Below are 19526 nucleotides of genomic sequence, written 5' to 3' on the forward strand. Positions count from 1 at the left end.
CATATGTCCACCAGCACTCCGTTGACCCGGGTGGCTGACCGCCTGAAACGTCCCTTCCACCGGGACGGCAGGCCCACCCGGCTGCATCCGGCCTCCCTCTGGAGCGAGGCCGGCAGCACCGCCGGCCTCGCCCTGACGCCGGCCTGGCGAACAGTCCGTGGTCTCTGGCTGCGGTACGCGTGGCCGGTGCTGGCGGTGGTCAGTGTCCTGGGCTGGTCCGTGCTGGCCGCGTCGATCCTGCTGTGGACGGTTGGCCAGGCCTTCGGCTGGCAGGAAGCCAAGGCCGCCGCGATCGCAGCCTTCGTGCTGTTCGTCCTCGCCGTCGGCTTCATCCTGGGCCGCTCCTCCTACGGGGTGGTCCTGGACCTGGCCCGCACCCGCGTGGCAGTGGGGGACAGCGCCGTCGGGAGCATCGCCGTCTCCAACACCTCCGCGCGTCGGTTGCTGCCCGCGGACCTGGAACTTCCCGTCGGCGGCAACACCGCAGTGTTCCACCTCCCCAGGATGAAGCCGCAACAGGTCCAAGAGGACCTGTTCACCATCCCCACCGCACGCCGCGCCGTGATCGTGGTGGGCCCCGTCCGCTCCGTCCGCGCCGACCCGCTGCACCTGCTCCGCCGACAGGTCCTGTGGACCGAACCGGAGGACCTCTTTGTGCACCCCAGGACCGTGGCGCTGGCCGGCTCGGCCGCCGGGTTCATCCGCGACCTTGAGGGCATGCCCACCACCGAGCTCTCCAGCGCGGACGTGTCCTTCCACGCCCTGCGCGACTACGTGCCGGGGGATGACCGGCGGCACATCCACTGGAAGACCACGGCCCGGACCAACAAGCTCATGGTCCGCCAGTTCGAGGAAACCCGGCGCGCCCACCTCGCCATCTCACTGTCCATCAATACGGACGAATACGCCTCGGAACACGAGTTCGAGCTGGCCATCTCCGCCGCCGCCTCCATTGGTCGGCAGGCCATCCGGGAACAGCGGGACCTCGACGTGCTGACCCAGAAGGGCCCTCTGCGCTGCGAAACCGGCCGCAACTTACTCGATGACATGACCCGGATCGTCGGGGCACCGCTGCGCAAGACCGCCGTCGACCTCGCCCGGACGCTGGCGGACACCGTCCCCAATGCCTCCGTGGTGTTCCTCGTGGTGGGCAGTAACATCACCCCCGGCCAGCTGCGCTCCGCCTCGGCCTGGGTGCCGGTCGGCGTCCGCAGCCTGGCCATCCGGCTCCAACTCGGCGCCGCGCCGGCCCGGGCCAACATCGGCGACCTGACCGTGCTGACCCTCGGCGACCTGTCGGACCTGGCCATTGTGCTGAGGAAGGCGGCAGCATGAGCACCGCACCACGGACCTCCACCCGCCGGAACAACACGAAGCCGTCCGGTTTCGCGGACGGCCAGCCGCTCTGGCATGTGGCGCTCGACGCCGGCGCCCTCACCGTGCTGCTCGGCCTCGGTGTGCTCGGCTTCAGCCTCAGCTTCGGCGGGGACCCCTACTACCTGATCGCCGGCTTCGGCGGCATCCTGCTGGGCCTCGCCGTCGCCGCGGCCAATGTGCACCTCCGCCTGGGCCTGCTCATCACCACCGCCCTTGCCCTCGGCGGCTACCTCGTCCTCGGCACGGCCCTGGCCGTCCCGGACGCCTCGATCGCGGGCGTTGTCCCATCCCTCGACTCGCTGCGAACCCTGCTGCTGGGCGTGGTGTTCGCCTGGAAGGACATGCTCACGGTGGGCGTGCCCGTGGGGACGGCCGGCGGCACCCTGATTGTGCCGTTCCTCAGCTCGCTCATCACCGCCCTCGCCGCCGGACTGTTGATCTGGCGGCTCAAGAGCCCGTACTGGCCGCTGCTGCCGGTGCTGGTCCTGTTCGTCACCGGCATCGCCTTCAGCACCAACGCCGGCTTCCTGACCGTGGAACGCGGCATCTCGCTCACCGTCGCCGCGATCGCCTGGGCCACGTTCCGCCGTGATGTGCTCCGCCGCAGCGACACCCGCAAGGTGTCCGTCAACCGGCGCGAGACGGACCAGGCCACGGCCCGTGCCGCGAAACTCCGCCGGCTGGGCACTGCGGCCGCTGTCATCGCGGCCGCCGTCGGGATCGCCGCCGTCGCCTCCCCGCTGGTCGCCGCCGGGGACGACCGCCGGGTGCTGCGCAACACGATCGTCCCGCCGTTCGATCCCAAGGACTACGTCACCCCGCTGGCGAGTTTCCGCACTTTCGTCAAGGACCAGAAGGACGACAGCCTCTTCGTGGTGAAGGGCCTGCCCAAGGACGCCCGGGTGCGCCTCGCCGCCCTCGATTCCTTCAACGGGACCAACTACAACATGGACCCGAACGGCTCCGGCAGCTTCAGCAAGGTGGGAGACGCGAAGTCCATCAACACGCTCGCGGACTCTACCGGGATGGTGCCGAGCACCAATTACGCCCTGGACATCACGATCGAGGACTACCAGGGCTACTTCCTGCCCGGCGGCAGCAAGACCACCGGAATCAGCTTCGCCCGCGACGGATCGGGCGCCGCCTCGGGGCTGTACTTCAACGCCGGAACGGACACGGCCGTGACCACGAAGGGACTCGCCAAGGGCGATTCCTACCGGGTCCAGGTGGCCGACCCCGCCGGGTTGGAGCACGGGCAGCTCACCCAGTACGACTTCGCCAGGTTGTCCCTCCCGGACCCGGCCGAGGTCCCGCCCGTCGTCGGGTCCCAGGCCAACGACCTCGCCGCCGACGCGCCCACCGCGATCGACCGGGTGCGCCAGGTTGAGGCGCACTTCCAGAAAAAGGGCGCCTTCAGCAACGGGCTGATCGCCGACGGCCAGCTGCCCAGCGTCTCCGGCCACGGCGCCAACCGCATCCGCAGCCTGCTCACAGCCAAGCAGATGCTCGGCGACGACGAACAGTACGCCGTCGCGATGTCGCTTATGCTGCGGCACCTGGGCATCCCGTCGCGTGTGGTGATGGGCTTCTACCCGGATCCAAAGAGCCCGGAAAACGGTGCCGGCGAGGTAAAGATCACCGGCAAGGACGTCCACGCCTGGGTGGAAGTCGCCTTCGACCGGGTGGGCTGGGTGTCCTTCGACCCCACCCCGCCCAAGGACAATGTGCCTATCCCGCCGGATCCGGAGAACAAGTCCAAGCCCAAGCCGCAGGTGCTGCAGCCGCCGCCCCCGCCGCAGGAGCCCGCGGATCTTCCGCCGGACTCCTCCCCGGATGCGCTGGACGCCGACGAGAAGAAGAACAACCCCTGGCTGTTCTGGGGTCCTCTCCTCGCGGCGATCGGCTTCGCGCTGATCCCGATCGGAATCCTGGCGCTGCCGCTGCTGCTGATCGCGCTGCTCAAGTCCCGGCGCCGGAAGGCCCGCTTCAGCGCCGGCCACCCGGCGCAGCGTGTGGGCGGCGGCTGGAACGAGGTTGTCAGCCTGGCGACCGACCTTGGCGCCGGGATGGACCAGCGCGCCACCCGGCGCGAGTCCGCCGTTGTCCTCGCCGACGCCTTCCCGGCGACGCAGGGCACCACCACCCTGCTGGCCCACCGTGCCGACGCCGCGATCTTCGGCGCCGGCCAGCCGAGCGAGGACGAGGTGACGCAGTACTGGGAGATCGTGGACGGCTCGCTCAAGGAGATGACGGGGACGCTGGGATTCTGGGGCCGGCAGCGTGCCCGGTTCTCGCCGCGCTCCCTGCTGGCTGACGGCAGGGCTTCCCTCACACTGCGGGGACTCCGGCCCGTGCTGCCGGGCCGGAAACGGCCCGCAACGCCCGCGGGTGTGCCAGCCGGCACAGAGCCCGCCGGTACAGTGGAGACCGGTCCGGTGGCGGAGGCACACATCAATGCTGCCGCCGACGCCGCAGCCGCCGCCAGCCAGACCGCCAGGAAGAACCGCAACGAGCCATGACCGACCACGCCGAGCGCTGCCCGCGCTGTCAGCAGCCGATCCGCCCGGGAGCTGCCTTCTGCACCTCCTGCGGCGCGCCGCTGAGCAACCGCTCCGCACGGAGTTCACGGAACGCGCAGGAGCTTCCCCAGCCGCAGGGGGCGAACGCATCGGATGCCTGGGTCGCGGACGGTGGGAACACCGCCGTCGGGCGCTCCGGCCCGATCCCCGGTAGTATCCCCGTAGCGCAGGGCCCGGCCACGGGCCATGGACAAGGGGGAGGTCCGCACATGCCGGGCAGACTTGAGCTGGTTCCGGCCGACACCGGAAAGCGGTTCGGCGCCGCGGTGCTCGACTGGCTTCCGCCGCTCGTTGTGCTCACGGTGCTGTTCGCGATCGGATTCGCCGGCATCACCCGGAGCCAAACCGGGGGCTTCATCGTGTACGACACCTCCACCTTGGTGCTGCTGGGCGGCATCGGCGTGGGGCTGACCCTCGTCTACATGAGCGTCCTGGCGGTGCTCGAAGCCCGTTCCGGCATGACCCTCGGCAACCGCCTGATGGGGATCCGCAGCACAGACGCCGACGGCGACGCCCCGGGCGGGGGAGCCGTCTTCCTGCGCGGCCTCATCACCGGCGCCGGCATCCTGCTTGCCGTCCTCGCGGCCGCCGTCCTGGTCATTTTCCAGTGGTTCGGCGCCACCCTTCTGGTGCTGGGGCCGCTTGTGTTCCTCGGTTCGGCGTGGGCCGTCCTGGTGGTGCTGTCCAGCAAGTGGGACCGCAACGGCAAACTCCGCGGCTGGCACGACGCCGCCGCCAAGTCCCTCGTCTTCGATGTGTTGGCCGGCCGCAATCCGATCACCACCGGCGGCATCCAGGGCCCGTACAGCTTCGCCCCCCTCGACCTCCCGGCAGTCCAGCAGGTCGCCTCGCCGCTCGCGGGCGCCGCGCCGGTGAACAGCGCTGCGCCCGTCGCTGCCGTGCCGGTCGCTGCCGTGCACAACCCGAACCAGTGGCAGCCGCCCGCAGCACCGCAGCAGGCAGTGCCGCAGCCCCCGCCGCCGGCCGTCAGGCAGCAGCCTGTTGCCGTGCAGCCGATTCCGGGGCAGCCTGCGCCGGCATCCTTCGCACCTCCCACGCGGCCGGCTCCCGCGCAGCCGGCTGCCTTCCAGCCGGCTCCCCTGCCACCGGCGGCCCACCCCGACGATGACCACGACCGCACCCAGGTCCGCGGCGACACCCACGCCCCGGTCACGGTGGCCATGCTCCGGATCCGGCTCGACGACGGCCGGGACATCGAACTGGACCGCACCGTGCTGGTTGGCCGGAATCCCGCCGGGCACCCGGGCGAAGAGTCCGTGCAGCTGATTCCGGTTGCCGATCCCGGCCGGTCCATCTCCAAGACGCACCTGCATCTCCTCGCCGGCAACGGAGGCGTCTGGGTCACCGACCGCAACTCCACCAACGGCAGCGCCGTGAGCACCCCGGACGGGATCCGTACCGCCCTCGCGGCGGGGGAGCCCACCCACGTCCGTGCAGGATCCACCGTCCACTTCGGTGACCGCTCCTTCTACTTAGGACAGGCATGAATTCCCAGCCGGCCGCCGTTCCCCCTTCTGCTGAGTCAGCAGCGCCCACCGCCGCCGCCGGAGGCCCCGCCGCCGGCGCACCCCCGGGCCTCCGGCTCAACTGCGGCTACGGCACCGACCGCGGCCTGCGCCGCGAGATGAACGAGGATTCCTTCATTGCCTCCGATCCCGTGTTCGCCGTCGCCGACGGTATGGGCGGGCATGAGGCCGGCGAAATTGCGAGCGGCATCTGCGTGCGGACCCTTGCCCGGATCCCCCAGCTGGCGAGCGGGGAGCGGGACGCCACCGCCGGCGTCGTGCAGGAATACCTCCTGATGGCTGACGAGAGCATCCGCGAGGCCACCGGTTCCCGCGCCGGGACGACGCTCTCCGGCGTCGTCGTGGTGGAACAGCTGGGGGTCCCGTACTGGCTGGTCATGAATATCGGCGACTCCCGCACGTACCGGCTCAGCCACGGCAGGCTCAGCCAGGTCAGCGTGGACCACTCCGAGGTGCAGGAGCTCGTGGACGCCGGGCAGATCACCCTGGCCCAGGCCGCGGTGCACCCGCGCCGCCACGTGGTCACCCGGGCCCTCGGCACCGGCGGTGAGACCGAGGCCGACTACTGGCTCCTGCCCGTCGAGGAAGGCGACAGGCTCCTGGTCTGCTCCGACGGACTCAACGGGGAACTCGACGACCAGCACATTTCCAACATCCTGCGCTCCCACGCGGACCCGCAGGCGGCCGTGGACGAACTCATCCAGGCGGCCCTTCGCAGCGGCGGCCGGGACAACGTCACCTGCATCGTGCTGGACGCGTCCAATGTCACGAACGACGACGGCGCCTCCCGGACGGCGCCGCGCACCGCCGCGGCGGCCGAGGACGAGGACACCCTGCCGCGCACCGATGTGCTGGAACTTGCCCCCGACGGGGAAGCGGTAGCGGGGACCGGCGCGGTATCCGGGACCGGGCAGGTCCCGGACAGTGAACCTGCCGCGGACATCGAGCGCGCCGCCGACCTCCGACGTGGCAAGGGCCCGGATGATGGCCAGCAATAACGCTCCGGCTTCCGCCCGGTACACGCCCGGGGCCTGGCTCGGGGTGGTGCGCTCCGGAACCGTGGTGCTGCTGCCTCCGGATACTGCTCCCGCGCTCGTCGAGTCGCTGTGGGAACTTCTGGCCGCCGGACCCGAGGTCCATGAGGTGCTGGACGCCGTGACCTCGGCCTCGGGCGTTTCCTTGTCACGGATGCCGTGGTTTGGGATCGTGGACGCCAGACACGCGGTCCATGTGTTCCTGCGCGGCGGGATCGACCTCAGCGTTCAGTTGCCGGCCGGGCCGATGGAACTGAGCGGACGCGACGTGACCACCTGGACGGAACGGCGCTTTGTCACGGCCGCCGGCTATACCCTGGGCATTCCCGGTGCCGGTGCGGATGCCGCCGTTCCAGGCGGATCACGCCTGGACCTGCCGCTGGGCGACGGGGTGGTGCAGCTGCAGGGGCTGCGGATTGACCTCTCCGGATCTGCCGCGCCGGCGCAGGCATCTCCTGCCGCATCGACGCGGGAAGCCGAAGCCGAAGCCGCAGTCGAGGTGGTCCGGACCCTCGCCGTGCCGGCCGCCCCCGGGGCCAACATCGCCGCACCGGGCGAGCACGGAGCCTCCGCCGACACCGTGCTGGAGCTTCCGGAGGAGGACGAGGAAATCGACCCCGACCTCTCCGGGACCATGCAGGAATCGGAGCTGGCGTCCGCACCGGAACCGGCCGACAGCTACGACCATCTTTGGGAACAGACGGTGATGCGCACCATCGAAGAGGCCGCCGTGCGCGAGGACCCCGATGCCGACGCGGAACCCGCCGTCGGAGGTTCCGCCCCCGAGCCAGCCGCTCCGGAACCCGCGGCCCCCGAGCCGGTCCCGGGGGAGGGGCCCGCGGAAGCCGCCGCTGCCCAGGAAGCGCCGGAAGCGCCGGCAGCGCCGCGTCCGGTGGTCCCCGCCGGGCTGATCGACTCCGTGCCGTGGCACACCGGCGGCAACGGCTCGTCGTCGTCGTCCACGTCCCGGACAGCGGCGCCGGCCCCGGCCGCTACAGCGGCGCCAGCCGCACCGCTGCCGCCGTCGGTCCGGCAGTTGCCGGTGCCACAGCTCCCAGCCGAACAGCCAGCCGCCGAACAGCCAGCCTCCGACCAGCCAGCCGCCGCGCGGCCGGTCGGTGTGGAGCCGGTGCCGGACGCGGACCACGACGGCCAGACGATCATGAAGGGCGACCTCGGCGCAGCCCGTCCCCGGCCGGCCGGAACCGCGCCCGGGGTCCCGCGCGGCACGGAATCCACCACCGGCCCCATGGTGCTGGCCCGGGTCTGCCCGCAGGGCCACGCCAACCCGTCCACCTACGCGCAGTGCGGCCGCTGCGGCCTGCCGCTGCCCGGCGAAGGGGTCCAGGTCCGGCGGCCCCGGCTGGGCCGGATGCGGTTGTCCACCGGCGAACTGATCGACCTCGACCAGTCGCTCATCGTCGGACGCCAGCCCTCGGTGTCCCGCGTGCAGGGCGCCGTGATGCCCAGGCTGGTCCAGGTGGCCAGCCCCAGCGGGGACATCTCCCGCTCGCATGTGGAGGTCCGGCTCGAAGGCTGGCACGTGATGCTGTGCGACCTCAAGGCCACCAACGGAACCGTCCTGGTCCGCGAAGGCCAGTCCCCGCGCCGGCTGGCCCAGGGCGAAATGGCGATCCTGCTCGACGGGGACATCGCAGAAGTGGGCGACGGCATTTCGCTGCGCTTTGAGGAGATTCCGTGAGTTCAAAACGGCCCGTAGCCCCGCCGCCAGTCATCCCGGGGTTCAGCTACATCAGCCTGCTCGGCTCCGGCGGTTTCTCCGACGTCTACCTCTATGAGCAGGACCGGCCGCGCCGCAAGGTGGCCGTCAAGGTGCTGCTCTCGGACCTTACTACCGAGGGCGCGCGCCGCCGCTTCGAATCCGAAGCGAACCTGATGGCCCAGCTGTCCTCGCACCCGTACATCGTGACGATCTTCGAGGCCCAGATCACCGACGCCGGGCACTCCTACCTGGCCATGGAGTACTGCTCCCGGCCCAGCCTGGATGTCCGCTACCGCCGGCAGCGCTTCAGTGTGGATGAGGTCCTGACGGTCGGCATCCAGGTGGCGTCCGCCGTCGAAACCGCCCACCGGGCCGGCATCGCACACCGCGACATCAAGCCTGCCAACATCCTGGTCACCGACTACAACCGGCCCGCCCTGACCGACTTCGGCATCTCCGGCACCCTGGCCGGGGACGCGGACGAGGACGCGGGTATGTCCATCCCCTGGTCCCCGCCCGAACAGTTCACCGACCAGCACGTCGACGGCGTCCTGGTGGACGTCTGGGCGCTCGGCGCCACCCTCTACACGCTGCTCGCCGGGCGTTCGCCGTTTGTGCTGCCCGGCGCGGACAACTCCCAGCGCGAGCTGATCTCGCGGATCACCAACACCCCGGTGCCCAAACTGGGTCGCGCCGACGTGCCGGAGTCCCTGGAACTGGCCCTGGCGACGGCGATGGCCAAGTCCGCGCCCTCCCGGTACTCCTCGGCCCACGCCTTCGCCCTGGCCCTTCAGCGGATCCAGGCCGAACTGAACCTCGCCGTCACGCCCTTCGAGGTCCTGGAAGAGCCGCGGCCGGAAGAGAGCCGCGGCGATGACGGCTTCGAGGAAACCCGCGTCCGCAGCGTCGCCTCGATCGACCCGGATGCCACCGGCCACGCCCCCACCTTCCCTGCCCGGGTCCTGGGCGACTCCGCCGGCTCCACCGTTGACAGCAACACCACCAACAACCACGCAACCATCAAGCGCCCCCCGGCGCTGCCCGCCTTCGACGTGCCCGGACCTCCCAGGACAGCCGCCGGCACGGCCGCCCCCGGCGACGACCTCGCCGCGACGGTCAACCGCTCGAGCGCGGCGGCTCCCGCACGCGACGGGGACAAGGGGGCGGCGGAGCGCCTGGCCGGCCGCGGCCGCCGGAACCTGATGCTGTCCATCGTCGGCGGCACCGTGCTGGTGGTCGCCGTCGTGCTGGGTATCGTCGCGGGCACCACGCGGCCCGAGCCGGCACCCAAGGCCGCTGACCAGGTCAGCAAGCCGCCGGCGGATGCCCTGGACAGCGGCACCGTTCCCGACGCCGCGAACCTCGTGGGCGTGGCCGGGCCCTCGGGAAAGATCCTGTTCAGCTGGACCAACCCGCAACCGAAACCCGGCGACAGTTACAAGTGGCGGGTCCACACGCTCAAGGGCGACGGCACGTACCAGGCCACCGCCGAGCCGAAAGCCGAAATGGCGGCCAACCCGGCGGAGCCCAGCTGCATCCAGGTCATGATCGTCCGCAGCGACGGGGCATCCTCCCCGCTGGGTGAAGACTCCATCGGCTGCGTCAGCAAATGAGTATCGATTCAGGGAGGCACGTCTGATGGGGGATCTGGCAATAGATTTCTGCGGCGAGTGGCATGAGCCCTCGGACGAGGACGTCTTCAGCATCGGCCGCGAAGGCGACCTCGAGGTGGACGACAACCCGTACCTGCACCGGCAGTTCCTGCAGATTGCGCGGTATGACGGCATCTGGTGGCTTAACAACGTCGGCAGCATGCTCTGCGCGACCATCGCCGATGCCTCCGGCGGGATGCAGGCCTGGCTCTCGCCCGGCGCCCGGATCCCGCTGGTCTTCAGCCACACCAACGTCATCTTCACCGCCGGCCCCACCACGTACGAGTTCGCCGTGCACCTCCGGACGCCCGCGTTCCGGCAGGAAGTCCGGGACGAGGACAGCGGCGGGGACACCACGATCGGCCCGGTGGTCTTCACCGACTCGCAGAAGGCCCTGATCGTGGCCCTCGCCGAACCCATGCTGCGCCGCGACGGGACCGGTTTCAGCGCCATCCCCTCATCCGCGGACGCCGCCAGGACACTGGGCTGGGCGCTGACCCGGTTCAACCGAAAGCTGGACAACGTGTGCGACAAGCTCGACAGGGTGGGCGTGGCCGGGCTGCGGGGCGGCGGCGGGAAACTCGCCACCAACCGCCGCGCACGGCTCGTGGAACATGCCGTCACCTCGCACCTGGTGACGGCCGCTGACCTGCACCTGCTTGAAAAGCACAGCACTGAAAAGCACAGCACTGAAAAGCACAGCACTGAAAAGCGCGCTGACAAGCACGCCGCCAAAGAACTGAACGGAACCGACGAAGCGTGAGAATCCGACTGACGCTGCGCCGCGACCCCGCCGCTGCCAAAGACCTTGCCGTGACCGTGGACGGGCTCGCCACCGTTGCGGACATCGCCACCCAGCTCTGGGCGGCCGACCCGGCACGGCGGGGGACCCCGCCGCCGTCCACCCTGTCCCTCAGCATTGAGGAGGCCTTCGCCGCCGGAGGCATGAAGGGCAGCATCCTGGACCGCAAGGACAACCTGCTGGAATCCGGGCTGCGCCCGGGGTCCATCGTGTCCCTGACCCAGGTGAGTGAACAGTTCGGGACGCCCGGCGCGAACCGGGGTCCTGCGGCGGCGACGCTGCGCGTGCTGTCCGGCCCCGACGTCGGACGCGAATTCTCGCTGCCGTCGGGCACCAGCTACATCGGCCGGGACCACGACGTCGACCTCCGGCTGACGGACCCGCTCACCTCCAAGCGGCACGCCCGCATCACGGTGGGCGAGACGGTGGAGATCGTGGACACGAATTCGGCCAACGGCCTGCTGATGGACGGGCTCCCCGTCAGCCGTGCCACGCTGAATTCCTCGGACACCGTGACGCTCGGCGACACCACCGTTTCCGTGGTCTCGCTTGGCACCGGGCACAGCTCGGCCCCGAACTCCCCGCTGATCGACTTCAACCGCTCGCCCCGTGTGGTGCCGCGCTTCGAGCCGCAGAAACGCATGCTGCCGGCCGGGCCGAAGCGCCAGGATCCCCACGCCTTCCCGTACATCATGCTGCTCGCGCCGCTCATGATGGGCGGCATCCTGTTCGCCGTCACCCAGAACGTGCTCTCTGTGGTGTTCATGATGATGATGCCGCTGTTCATCGTGGGGCATTACGTGGACCAGAAGCTGCAGGCCAAGCGGGAGAGCAAGCAGCAGCTCAAGCAGTTCCGCGAGTCGATGGCCGCGTTCCGGCAGGACATCACGCGGCTGCAGAATGTGGAACGCTCGGTCCGGCTGCAGGAAGCGCCCTCGGTCAGCGACACCGTGGACTCGATCTACAAGCTGGGGCCGCTGCTCTGGACGCACCGTCCCGAGCACGCCGGCTTCCTGGGCCTGCGGTTTGGCCTGGGCACCTCGCCGTCGCGGATCCTGTTGGAGGAGCCGAACAGCAACGACACCGAAGCCGAGTACATGCAGGAAATCCAGGAGTGCATGGCGCAGTTCCGGGATGTCGAGGGGGTGCCGGTTGTTTCGCAGCTGCGCTCCGCCGGTTCCTTCGGGCTCGCCGGCTCCCGCGGCCTGGTGGACGACGTGGCGCGCGGCATGATCTTGCAGCTCGTGGGGCTGCACTCGCCCGCGGAAGTGGTCCTGACTGCCATCACCTCGGCGCAGTCCAGGGAACGCTGGGGATGGCTGCAGTGGCTCCCGCACGTGGGCTCGGGCCACAGCCCGCTCAGCGGCGACCACCTTGCCTCCGGACCCGCGGGCGGGTCCGCCCTGCTGTCCCGGCTCGAGGACCTGATCGAGACGCGCGAGGCGGCCGCCCCGGGGCAGCGCCCGGTGCTGCGGCCCGGCGTCGACCCGCTCTCCGCCGAGGTTCCGGCGCCGCTGCTGCCCGCCGTCCTGGTGGTCGTCGAGGATGACGCCCCGGTGGACCGTGGCCGGCTCACCCGGATGCTGGAGCGCGGCCCGGACTCCGGCGTGCACGTCATGTGGGTGGCCACCTCCGTCCAGCAGCTTCCGGCCGCGTGCCGGGATTTCATGGCGGTCGACGGCGAACACGGCACCACCACCGGGCAGGTCCGGCTTGCCCGGCACACCTTCCCGGTGAGCTGCGAAAGCCTCGACGCCGGACTCGCCGCCCAGCTGGCCCGCATGCTCTCGCCGGTGGTCGACGTCGGCAAGCCGCTGGAGGATGACTCGGACCTGCCGCGCGCCGTCTCCTATGCGACCCTGATCGGCAAGGACTTCCTGGACAACCCGGCCGCCGTGGCCGAGCGCTGGACCGAAAACAACTCGGTCCGCGCCTCCGCCGTGCCCAACCGCAAGGACAACGGCACTCTCCGGGCGCTCGTCGGGTCCAAGGGCATCGAACCGCTCTACCTCGACCTGAAAAACGAGGGTCCGCACGCCCTGGTCGGCGGCACCACCGGCGCCGGCAAGTCCGAGTTCCTGCAGTCCTGGGTGATGGGCATGGCCGCGGCCTACAGCCCGGACCGGGTCAGCTTCCTGTTCGTGGACTACAAGGGCGGCGCCGCGTTCGCTGACTGCCTGCAGCTGCCGCATACCGTGGGCCTGGTCACCGACCTCTCCCAGCACCTCGTCCGCCGCGCCCTGACCTCGCTCCGGGCCGAGCTGCACTACCGGGAGCGCCTGCTCAACCGGAAGAAGGCCAAGGACCTGCTGGAACTCCAGCGCGAGGCGGACCCCGAAGCGCCGCCGTACCTGATCATCATCGTGGACGAGTTCGCTGCCCTGGCCACCGAAGTGCCCGAGTTCGTCGACGGCGTCGTGGACGTCGCCGCCCGCGGCCGTTCCCTGGGCCTGCACCTGATCCTGGCCACCCAGCGCCCGGCCGGAGTGATCAAGGAAAGCCTGCGCGCCAACACCAACCTGCGGGTGGCGCTGCGGATGGCCGATGAGGACGACGCGATCGACATCCTGGGTGTGCCCACCGCCGCCTACTTCGACCCGTCGATTCCAGGACGGGGCGCGGCGAAGACCGGCCCCGGCCGGATCCAGGGCTTCCAGACCGGCTACGCCGGCGGCTGGACCACGGAGAAGCCGCAGCGGCCGCAGATCGAAATCGTCGAGATGGCGTTCGGCTCCGGTCCGGCCTGGGCCGCCCCGGCGCCCGAGACTCCGGTCAAGGAAGAACCTGCCGGGTTGAACGACATCGCCCGGATGACGGCCAACATCATCAAGGCCGCCGATGTGCTCTCCATCGAGCCGCCGCGCAAACCCTGGCTGGACGAACTGGCCACGAGCTACGACTTCTCCCGGCTGCCGAACCCCCGCACCGATGAGCGGCTCCTGCTCGGTGTGGCGGACGACCCGGCGCACCAGGACCAGCCCACGGTGTTCTACGAGCCGGACCGGGACGGCAACATGGCCGTCTACGGCACCGGCGGTTCGGGCAAGTCCGCGGCCCTGCGAGGCATCGCGATCGCCGCCGCGGTCACCCCGCGCGGCGGCCCGGTCAACGTCTACGGCATCGACTGCGGTTCCTCGGGGCTGAAGATGCTCGACGAGCTCCCGCACGTCGGCGAGATCATCAACGGCGACGACGTCGAACGCGTCGGCCGGCTGCTGCGCTGGCTGCGCGAGCTCGCCGACGACCGTTCGGCACGGTACTCGGAAGTCCGCGCGTCCACCATCGTGGAGTACCGCACACTGGCGCACCGGCCGGAGGAAAAGCGGATCTTCGTGCTCGTGGACGGCATGTCCGCCTTCCGCGAAGCCTACGAATACAGCAGGCTCTCGGCGCTGTGGGACATCTTCCTGCAGCTCGCCACGGACGGCCGGCCGCTCGGCATCCACCTCGTGGTCAGCGGGGACCGGCCCAACTCGGTGCCGGCGTCGCTGCTGGCCTCGATCCAGCGCCGGCTGGTGCTCCGGCTCTCCTCCGAGGATGACTACCTGTCGATGGACGTGCCCAAGGACGTCCTGGGCCAGGCCTCGCCTCCGGGCCGGGGCCTGCTGGGCAACCTCGAGGTGCAGCTCGCCGTCCTCGGCGGCAACTCCAACCTGGCCGTGCAGGCCCGCGAGGTGCACAAGCTCAGCGAGGCCATGCTGCGCCAGGGTGTGGAACGCGCCCCGCAGATCGAACGCCTGCCGGACCAGATCGACCTCGACATCCTGCCCGCGGGCAGCCCGGACCTGCCGGTGATCGGCGTCGACGACGAGACGCTCCAGCCGGCCGAGATCCTGGCCAAGGGCCCGCTCCTGCTCGCCGGTCCGCCGGGCTCCGGCCGCACCGTGGCCCTGGTGACCCTGGCGTACGCACTGCGGCGGTCCAACCCCGGCGTCGAATTGATCTACGTCGGCTCCCGGCGTTCCGCCGCGGCGGCGCTCAAGATCTGGGACCGTTCCGTGGTGGGCGCGGACGACGTCGAGGAAGCGATCGACGGGCTGGTGGACTACTCGACGGGGACGCCGGGCAAGCTGGCGATCTTCATCGAGGGCCTGACCGAGTTCACTGACACCGGCGCGGAGTCCGGGATCGAGCGGCTCGTCACGGCCTCCATCAAGGCCGAACAGTGGGTGGTGGGCGAATCCGAGACCTCCACCTGGTCCTCGGCCTGGTCCCTCGCCCAGCCGTTCAAATCCGGCCGTCGCGGGCTGCTACTTAACCCCGGCGACATCGAAGGCGACAGCCTGCTCAGCACCCCGCTGGGCCGGATCAGCACCGACTTCATCCCGGGCCGCGGCTACATCGTGGGCCGCGGCAAGGTCCGCAAGCTCCAGATCGCCCTGCCGCCGGAAAACCGGAACTAACCACCCTGTCCCTCCCAAGTGGCTCGCAGCAGGGACCGTTTTGGAGGCTCAGAACGGCCCCTGCTGCGAGTTAGTTGGGTCCGACGGCGGGTGGATGGGGAGCGGTGCCCATCGACAGTTTTTTGCCGGGCGGGATAGGTTCTAGGCACTGGATCTTCCGGAACAGCCGGGGGCCGTTTGGGGGACGCCGGCCTGGATCGGGTCCGTTTCTATTATTGAGGAGATTTTCGTATGGCTATTTGGGGTGCAGACATTGCTCAGCTCAAGACTCTTGGGACGAAGCTGCAGGCTGGTTCGTCGGAGATCGACAAGCAGAAGTCGCTGCTGACCAAGGTGCTCGAGGGCACCGACTGGAAGGGCCCGGACGCGGACAAGTTCCGCAGTGAGTGGAACGGCCAGCACGTCGCGTCGCTGGCGAAGGTTTCCCAGGCGCTGCAGGAGGCCGGCAAGCAGGCCAGCCGCAACGCGTCCGAGCAGGAAAGCGCTTCGCGCTAGACGGAGATCACAGCCTTGGCCCGGACGCAGCAGTGTCCGGGCCAAGGCTGTTTAACTCCGGCGTCCCGGGCCCACAATCCTGACCGGACAATGTCGGCGATCTAAGGCAGGATAGGTCTGTGAGCACAGGGAAGACTGCCGCAGGCACCGAAACACAGACCCCGTCCGAGGACATCCGCGAAGAGTACGAGAACCTGGTTGAGCAGGTGCGCAGGCACCGCTTCGCGTACTACCAGGAGGACGCGCCGATCATTTCCGACGCCGAGTTCGATGAGCTCTACCGGAGGCTGGAAACGATCGAGGCACTGCACCCGGAACTCGTGGCCAACGATTCGCCCACCCAAGAGGTGGGCGGCGAAGTGTCCGCGGCGTTTGCCGCCGTCGAACACCTGCAGCGCATGTACAGCCTCGAGGACGTCTTCTCGCTCGAAGAGCTGGAGGCCTGGGTCGCCAAGGCGGAAGCCAACATCGCCAAACTCGGCAACGGGACGGCGGCGTGGCTGACCGAGCTCAAGATCGACGGCCTGGCCGTCAACCTGCTCTACCGCGACGGCGTGCTGATCCGGGCCGCCACCCGCGGCGACGGCACCACGGGGGAGGACATCACCCACAACGTCCTCACCATCAAGGAAATCCCGCAGCAGCTTAACGGCCACGGCTTCCCGGCCGAGATGGAGGTCCGGGGCGAGGTCTTCATCCCCTCAAAGGCCTTCGCCGAATTCAACGAGGCCCTGATCGAGGCCGGCAAGGCGCCGCTCGCCAACCCGCGCAACGCCGCCGCCGGCTCGCTGCGCCAGAAGGACCCGGCGGAGACCGCGAAACGGCCGCTGCGGATGTACGTGCACGGCATCGGCGCCCGCGAAGGACTCGAAACGGCCAGCCAATCGGACACCTACCGCCAGCTCGCCGAGTGGGGGCTGCCCACCAGCCCGTACTTCGAGGTCCTGCCCGGGCTCAAGGACGTGCTGGAATTCATCACCCGCTACGGGGACAAGCGGCACAGCCTCAGCCACGAAATCGACGGCATTGTGGTCAAGGTGGACCACTTCGCCACCCAGCGGGCCCTCGGCTACACCTCCCGGGTGCCGCGCTGGGCCGTTGCGTACAAGTACGCGCCGGAGGAAGTCCACACCAAGCTGCTGGACATCGCGGTCAACGTGGGCCGCACCGGCCGCGTCACGCCGTACGGCGTGATGGAACCCGTCAAAGTCGCCGGCTCCACCGTGGAAATGGCCACCCTGCACAACCAGGAAGTCGTCAAGGCCAAGGGCGTGAAGATCGGCGACATCGTGGTGCTGCGCAAGGCCGGAGACGTCATCCCGGAAATCGTCGGGCCGGTCCTGGCCCTGCGGGACCAGCAGGACCCGCCGGTCCGCGACTTCGTGATGCCCACTGAGTGCCCCGCCTGCGGCACGCCCCTGGCCCCGGCGAAGGAGGGGGATGTGGACATCCGCTGCCCCAACTCCCGCTCCTGCCCGGCGCAGCTGCGCGAACGCGTGTTCCACCTCGCCGGCCGCGGCGCCTTCGACATAGAGGCCCTCGGCTGGGAAGCGGCCATCGCCCTGACCCAGCCGGCCGAGCCGGAAAATGCGCCGCTGACCACCGAAGCGAAGCTCTTCCGGCTCGCCCCCGCCGACCTCGCCGAGGTACGGATCCGGCGGGAAAAGCGGTCCAAGGGGGTGGCCACCGGCGAGTTCGAGCTGGTGCCGTACTTCTACAGCAAAGGCACCGCCAAGACCCCGTCGAAGCCGACGGCCACCACGGTCAAGCTCTTCCGGGAACTGGAAAAGGCCAGGACGCAGCCGCTGTGGCGCGTGCTCGTGGCGCTGTCCATCCGGCACGTCGGCCCGCGGGCTTCCCGCGCCCTCGCGACCGCGTTCGGCAGCATGGACGCCATCCGGCAGGCATCGGAAGAGGAACTCGCCAACGTCGACGGCGTCGGGCCGGTGATCGCCGCTGCCCTGACCGAATGGTTCGCCGAGGACTGGCACCGCGAGATCGTGGACACTTGGGCGGCCGACGGCGTCCGGATGGAGGACGAGCGCGACGCGTCCATGCCGCGCACGCTGGAGGGACTGACCATCGTCGTGACCGGCAGTCTGGAGGGCTTCAGCCGGGACGAGGCGAAGGAAGCCATCCTGATCCGCGGCGGCAAGGCGGCCGGCTCGGTCTCGAAGAACACCAGCTATGTGGTGGCCGGCGGGAACGCGGGCACCAAGCTGGACAAGGCCGAACAGCTCGGCGTGCCGGTCCTGGACGAGGATGGCTTCCGCGCACTGCTGGCCAACGGCCCGGCGGGCGGGGCGGGGGACGGGGCGGGGGACGCCTCCGGGGAATCAGCCGACCAGAACGACGCCGACGCCGGCGCTCTTGAGGATGCCGACCAAGACCACCAGAAAGTGGTGACCGAATGAGCGCCGATCCCACCGCCCCGCTGGACGCCGGGCCGGAGTTGGCCGCGCTGCTGGAACTGGCGCGGACGGCGGCAGCGGCCGGGGCGGCCGTCCTGGCCGGCCGGAACACGGCCGGGCTGGACGTCAGCAACAAGGGCGACTCGGGGGACTGGGTCACCGCCTTCGACCTCGCCGCGGAAACCGCCGTGCGGAACGTCATTACCGCGGCAAGGCCGTTCGACACCATTACGGGCGAGGAAGGCGGTACCGTCCTTCCGGCGTCGCCCAGCGGCTACCGCTGGTCCGTCGACCCGCTCGACGGCACCACGAACTTCATCCGCAACATCGTCTACTACGGCACCTCCGTGGCGGTCGCCGATCCCGACGGCGTCTGGCAGGCCGGCGTCGTCAACGCCCCGGCCCTGGGCCGGACCTACTACGCCTCACGCGGCAACGGCGCCTGGCTCGAGGAGCAGGGGCGGCGGACCCAGCTGTTCGGACCGGCCGCGGGGCGCACCGGGCAGATCCTGGCCACCGGCTTCAGCTACGACCCGGCCGTCCGGGCCGAACAGGCCGCCGGGCTGGGCAGCCTCATGGACGGCTTCGCCGACGTCCGCCGGCTCGGCTCCGCCGCCCTGGACCTCTGCCTCGTGGCGGACGGCACCCACGACGCCTACGGTGAACGGGGCCTCAACGAGCACGACTTCGCCGCCGGCGCCCTGATCGCCGAGGAGGCCGGCTGCTGGGTGCGCCGTCCGCGGCTGACCAGCCCGCTGGCCGGCGGCCCGTCCGACGACGAACGCCTCTCGGCGTGGACCTGCGCCGCGACGCTGGAACTCTCCGGTAAGTTCCCGCTCTGACACTGGCCAGTCAGGCCCGTTCTGATAGTTCAGTCACGGAAAGCGCCGTTCCGTGATCCCGTCGGCGTACCCGCCCGTAGCATGGACAGGTGCATCCCCAGATCCTCATCCGCCCCGCAGCTCCGGCCGACTACGACGCCATCGCGCGCATCACCCGGGACGCCTATCTGGCCGCGGGCTACTTTGCGAGCGCCGACCACCCGTACATGCGGCAGATTCAGGACGTGGACCTGCGCGCTGCGCACGCCACCATCTGGGTGGCGGAACGCGCGGGCCGCGTCGTGGGCTCCGTAACCCTGGCCGTCGCCGGCGAACCCTACGCGGACATCGCCCAGGGCGACGAGCTGGAATTCCGGATGCTCGTGGTGGACCCGGCCGTCCAGCGCAGTGGTGCAGGCAAAGCCATGGTCCACGCCATCCTCGACCATGCCCGGTCGTTGCCCGGTATCCGCGCCGTGGCGCTGACCACCGGCCTGACCTGGGAAAGCGCCCACGGACTCTATCTCAAGACCGGATTCCAGCGCGCCCCCGAGCGCGACTGGGTAGTGCCGGACACCGACATCAAACTGCTCGTGTACCGGCAGGACGTCTAGCCGATCTTCCCGGCCGCGTCTTTTCCCGGGCGCAGCTCAGCCGTTTGCGGCCGGCGGCAGCCCGTAGC

Annotated in this window: 12 protein-coding genes; all 12 read left to right on the forward strand. The window is 70.1% G+C overall.

Translation table 11 applies throughout. The features are described from left to right. The first annotated feature begins 3 nt into the window (after positions 1-3). The 12 genes from ACZYZE_RS08975 (at position 4) to ACZYZE_RS09030 (ending at position 19458) form a co-directional block, all read left to right on the forward strand. Positions 4-1335, forward strand: a complete 1332-nt coding sequence (locus ACZYZE_RS08975; RefSeq protein WP_463907387.1) for a DUF58 domain-containing protein — start codon at positions 4-6, stop codon at positions 1333-1335. Beyond that, positions 1332-3896, forward strand: coding sequence for a transglutaminase-like domain-containing protein (locus ACZYZE_RS08980; protein WP_463907388.1), 2565 nt, complete (start codon positions 1332-1334; stop codon positions 3894-3896). The genes ACZYZE_RS08975 and ACZYZE_RS08980 overlap by 4 nt, the downstream gene beginning before the upstream one ends. Continuing rightward, positions 3893-5464 carry an RDD family protein gene (locus ACZYZE_RS08985; RefSeq protein WP_463907389.1) on the forward strand — a complete coding sequence of 524 codons (1572 nt, stop codon included), beginning with the start codon at positions 3893-3895 and terminating at the stop codon, positions 5462-5464. The genes ACZYZE_RS08980 and ACZYZE_RS08985 overlap by 4 nt, the downstream gene beginning before the upstream one ends. Then, the gene (locus ACZYZE_RS08990; protein WP_459319719.1) at positions 5461-6501 is read left to right on the forward strand and encodes a PP2C family protein-serine/threonine phosphatase; all 1041 of its coding nucleotides are present in this window, start codon (positions 5461-5463) and stop codon (positions 6499-6501) included. Before ACZYZE_RS08985 ends, ACZYZE_RS08990 begins: the two co-directional genes overlap by 4 nt. Further along, on the forward strand, positions 6488-8239 hold the full coding sequence (locus tag ACZYZE_RS08995) for a hypothetical protein (protein WP_463907390.1): 1752 nt from the start codon (positions 6488-6490) through the stop codon (positions 8237-8239). Before ACZYZE_RS08990 ends, ACZYZE_RS08995 begins: the two co-directional genes overlap by 14 nt. Next, complete coding sequence (locus ACZYZE_RS09000; RefSeq protein ID WP_463907391.1) at positions 8236-9873, forward strand: serine/threonine-protein kinase; 1638 nt, start codon at positions 8236-8238, stop codon at positions 9871-9873. The genes ACZYZE_RS08995 and ACZYZE_RS09000 overlap by 4 nt, the downstream gene beginning before the upstream one ends. Positions 9874-9898: 25 nt before the next feature. After that, a complete protein-coding gene (locus ACZYZE_RS09005) occupies positions 9899-10675 on the forward strand; it encodes a hypothetical protein (protein ID WP_463907392.1) in 777 nt (258 codons plus the stop codon). Further along, a complete protein-coding gene (locus ACZYZE_RS09010; RefSeq protein WP_463907393.1) occupies positions 10672-15117 on the forward strand; it encodes a type VII secretion EssC family protein in 4446 nt (1481 codons plus the stop codon). Before ACZYZE_RS09005 ends, ACZYZE_RS09010 begins: the two co-directional genes overlap by 4 nt. Before the next feature lie 231 nt (positions 15118-15348). After that, on the forward strand, positions 15349-15612 hold the full coding sequence (locus ACZYZE_RS09015; RefSeq protein ID WP_459319714.1) for a hypothetical protein: 264 nt from the start codon (positions 15349-15351) through the stop codon (positions 15610-15612). Between the two features lie 119 nt (positions 15613-15731). Continuing rightward, a complete protein-coding gene (ligA, locus tag ACZYZE_RS09020) occupies positions 15732-18026 on the forward strand; it encodes an NAD-dependent DNA ligase LigA (protein ID WP_463907394.1) in 2295 nt (764 codons plus the stop codon). After that, the gene (locus ACZYZE_RS09025; protein WP_463907395.1) at positions 18023-18865 is read left to right on the forward strand and encodes an inositol monophosphatase family protein; all 843 of its coding nucleotides are present in this window, start codon (positions 18023-18025) and stop codon (positions 18863-18865) included. The genes ligA and ACZYZE_RS09025 overlap by 4 nt, the downstream gene beginning before the upstream one ends. Before the next feature lie 89 nt (positions 18866-18954). Continuing rightward, on the forward strand, positions 18955-19458 hold the full coding sequence (locus ACZYZE_RS09030) for a GNAT family N-acetyltransferase (RefSeq protein ID WP_463907396.1): 504 nt from the start codon (positions 18955-18957) through the stop codon (positions 19456-19458). The last annotated feature ends 68 nt before the right edge of the window (positions 19459-19526 follow it).

The organism is Pseudarthrobacter woesei (genome assembly GCF_055412745.1).

Bases quoted from the DNA above. Each gene is read 5' to 3' on its own strand.
- ACZYZE_RS08975 (WP_463907387.1), top strand. From the start codon at position 4: ATGTCCACCAGCACTCCGTTGACCCGGGTGGCTGACCGCCTGAAACGT.
- ACZYZE_RS08980 (WP_463907388.1), top strand. From the start codon at position 1,332: ATGAGCACCGCACCACGGACCTCCACCCGCCGGAACAACACGAAGCCG.
- ACZYZE_RS08985 (WP_463907389.1), top strand. From the start codon at position 3,893: ATGACCGACCACGCCGAGCGCTGCCCGCGCTGTCAGCAGCCGATCCGC.
- ACZYZE_RS08990 (WP_459319719.1), top strand. From the start codon at position 5,461: ATGAATTCCCAGCCGGCCGCCGTTCCCCCTTCTGCTGAGTCAGCAGCG.
- ACZYZE_RS08995 (WP_463907390.1), top strand. From the start codon at position 6,488: ATGGCCAGCAATAACGCTCCGGCTTCCGCCCGGTACACGCCCGGGGCC.
- ACZYZE_RS09005 (WP_463907392.1), top strand. From the start codon at position 9,899: ATGGGGGATCTGGCAATAGATTTCTGCGGCGAGTGGCATGAGCCCTCG.
- ACZYZE_RS09015 (WP_459319714.1), top strand. From the start codon at position 15,349: ATGGCTATTTGGGGTGCAGACATTGCTCAGCTCAAGACTCTTGGGACG.
- ACZYZE_RS09025 (WP_463907395.1), top strand. From the start codon at position 18,023: ATGAGCGCCGATCCCACCGCCCCGCTGGACGCCGGGCCGGAGTTGGCC.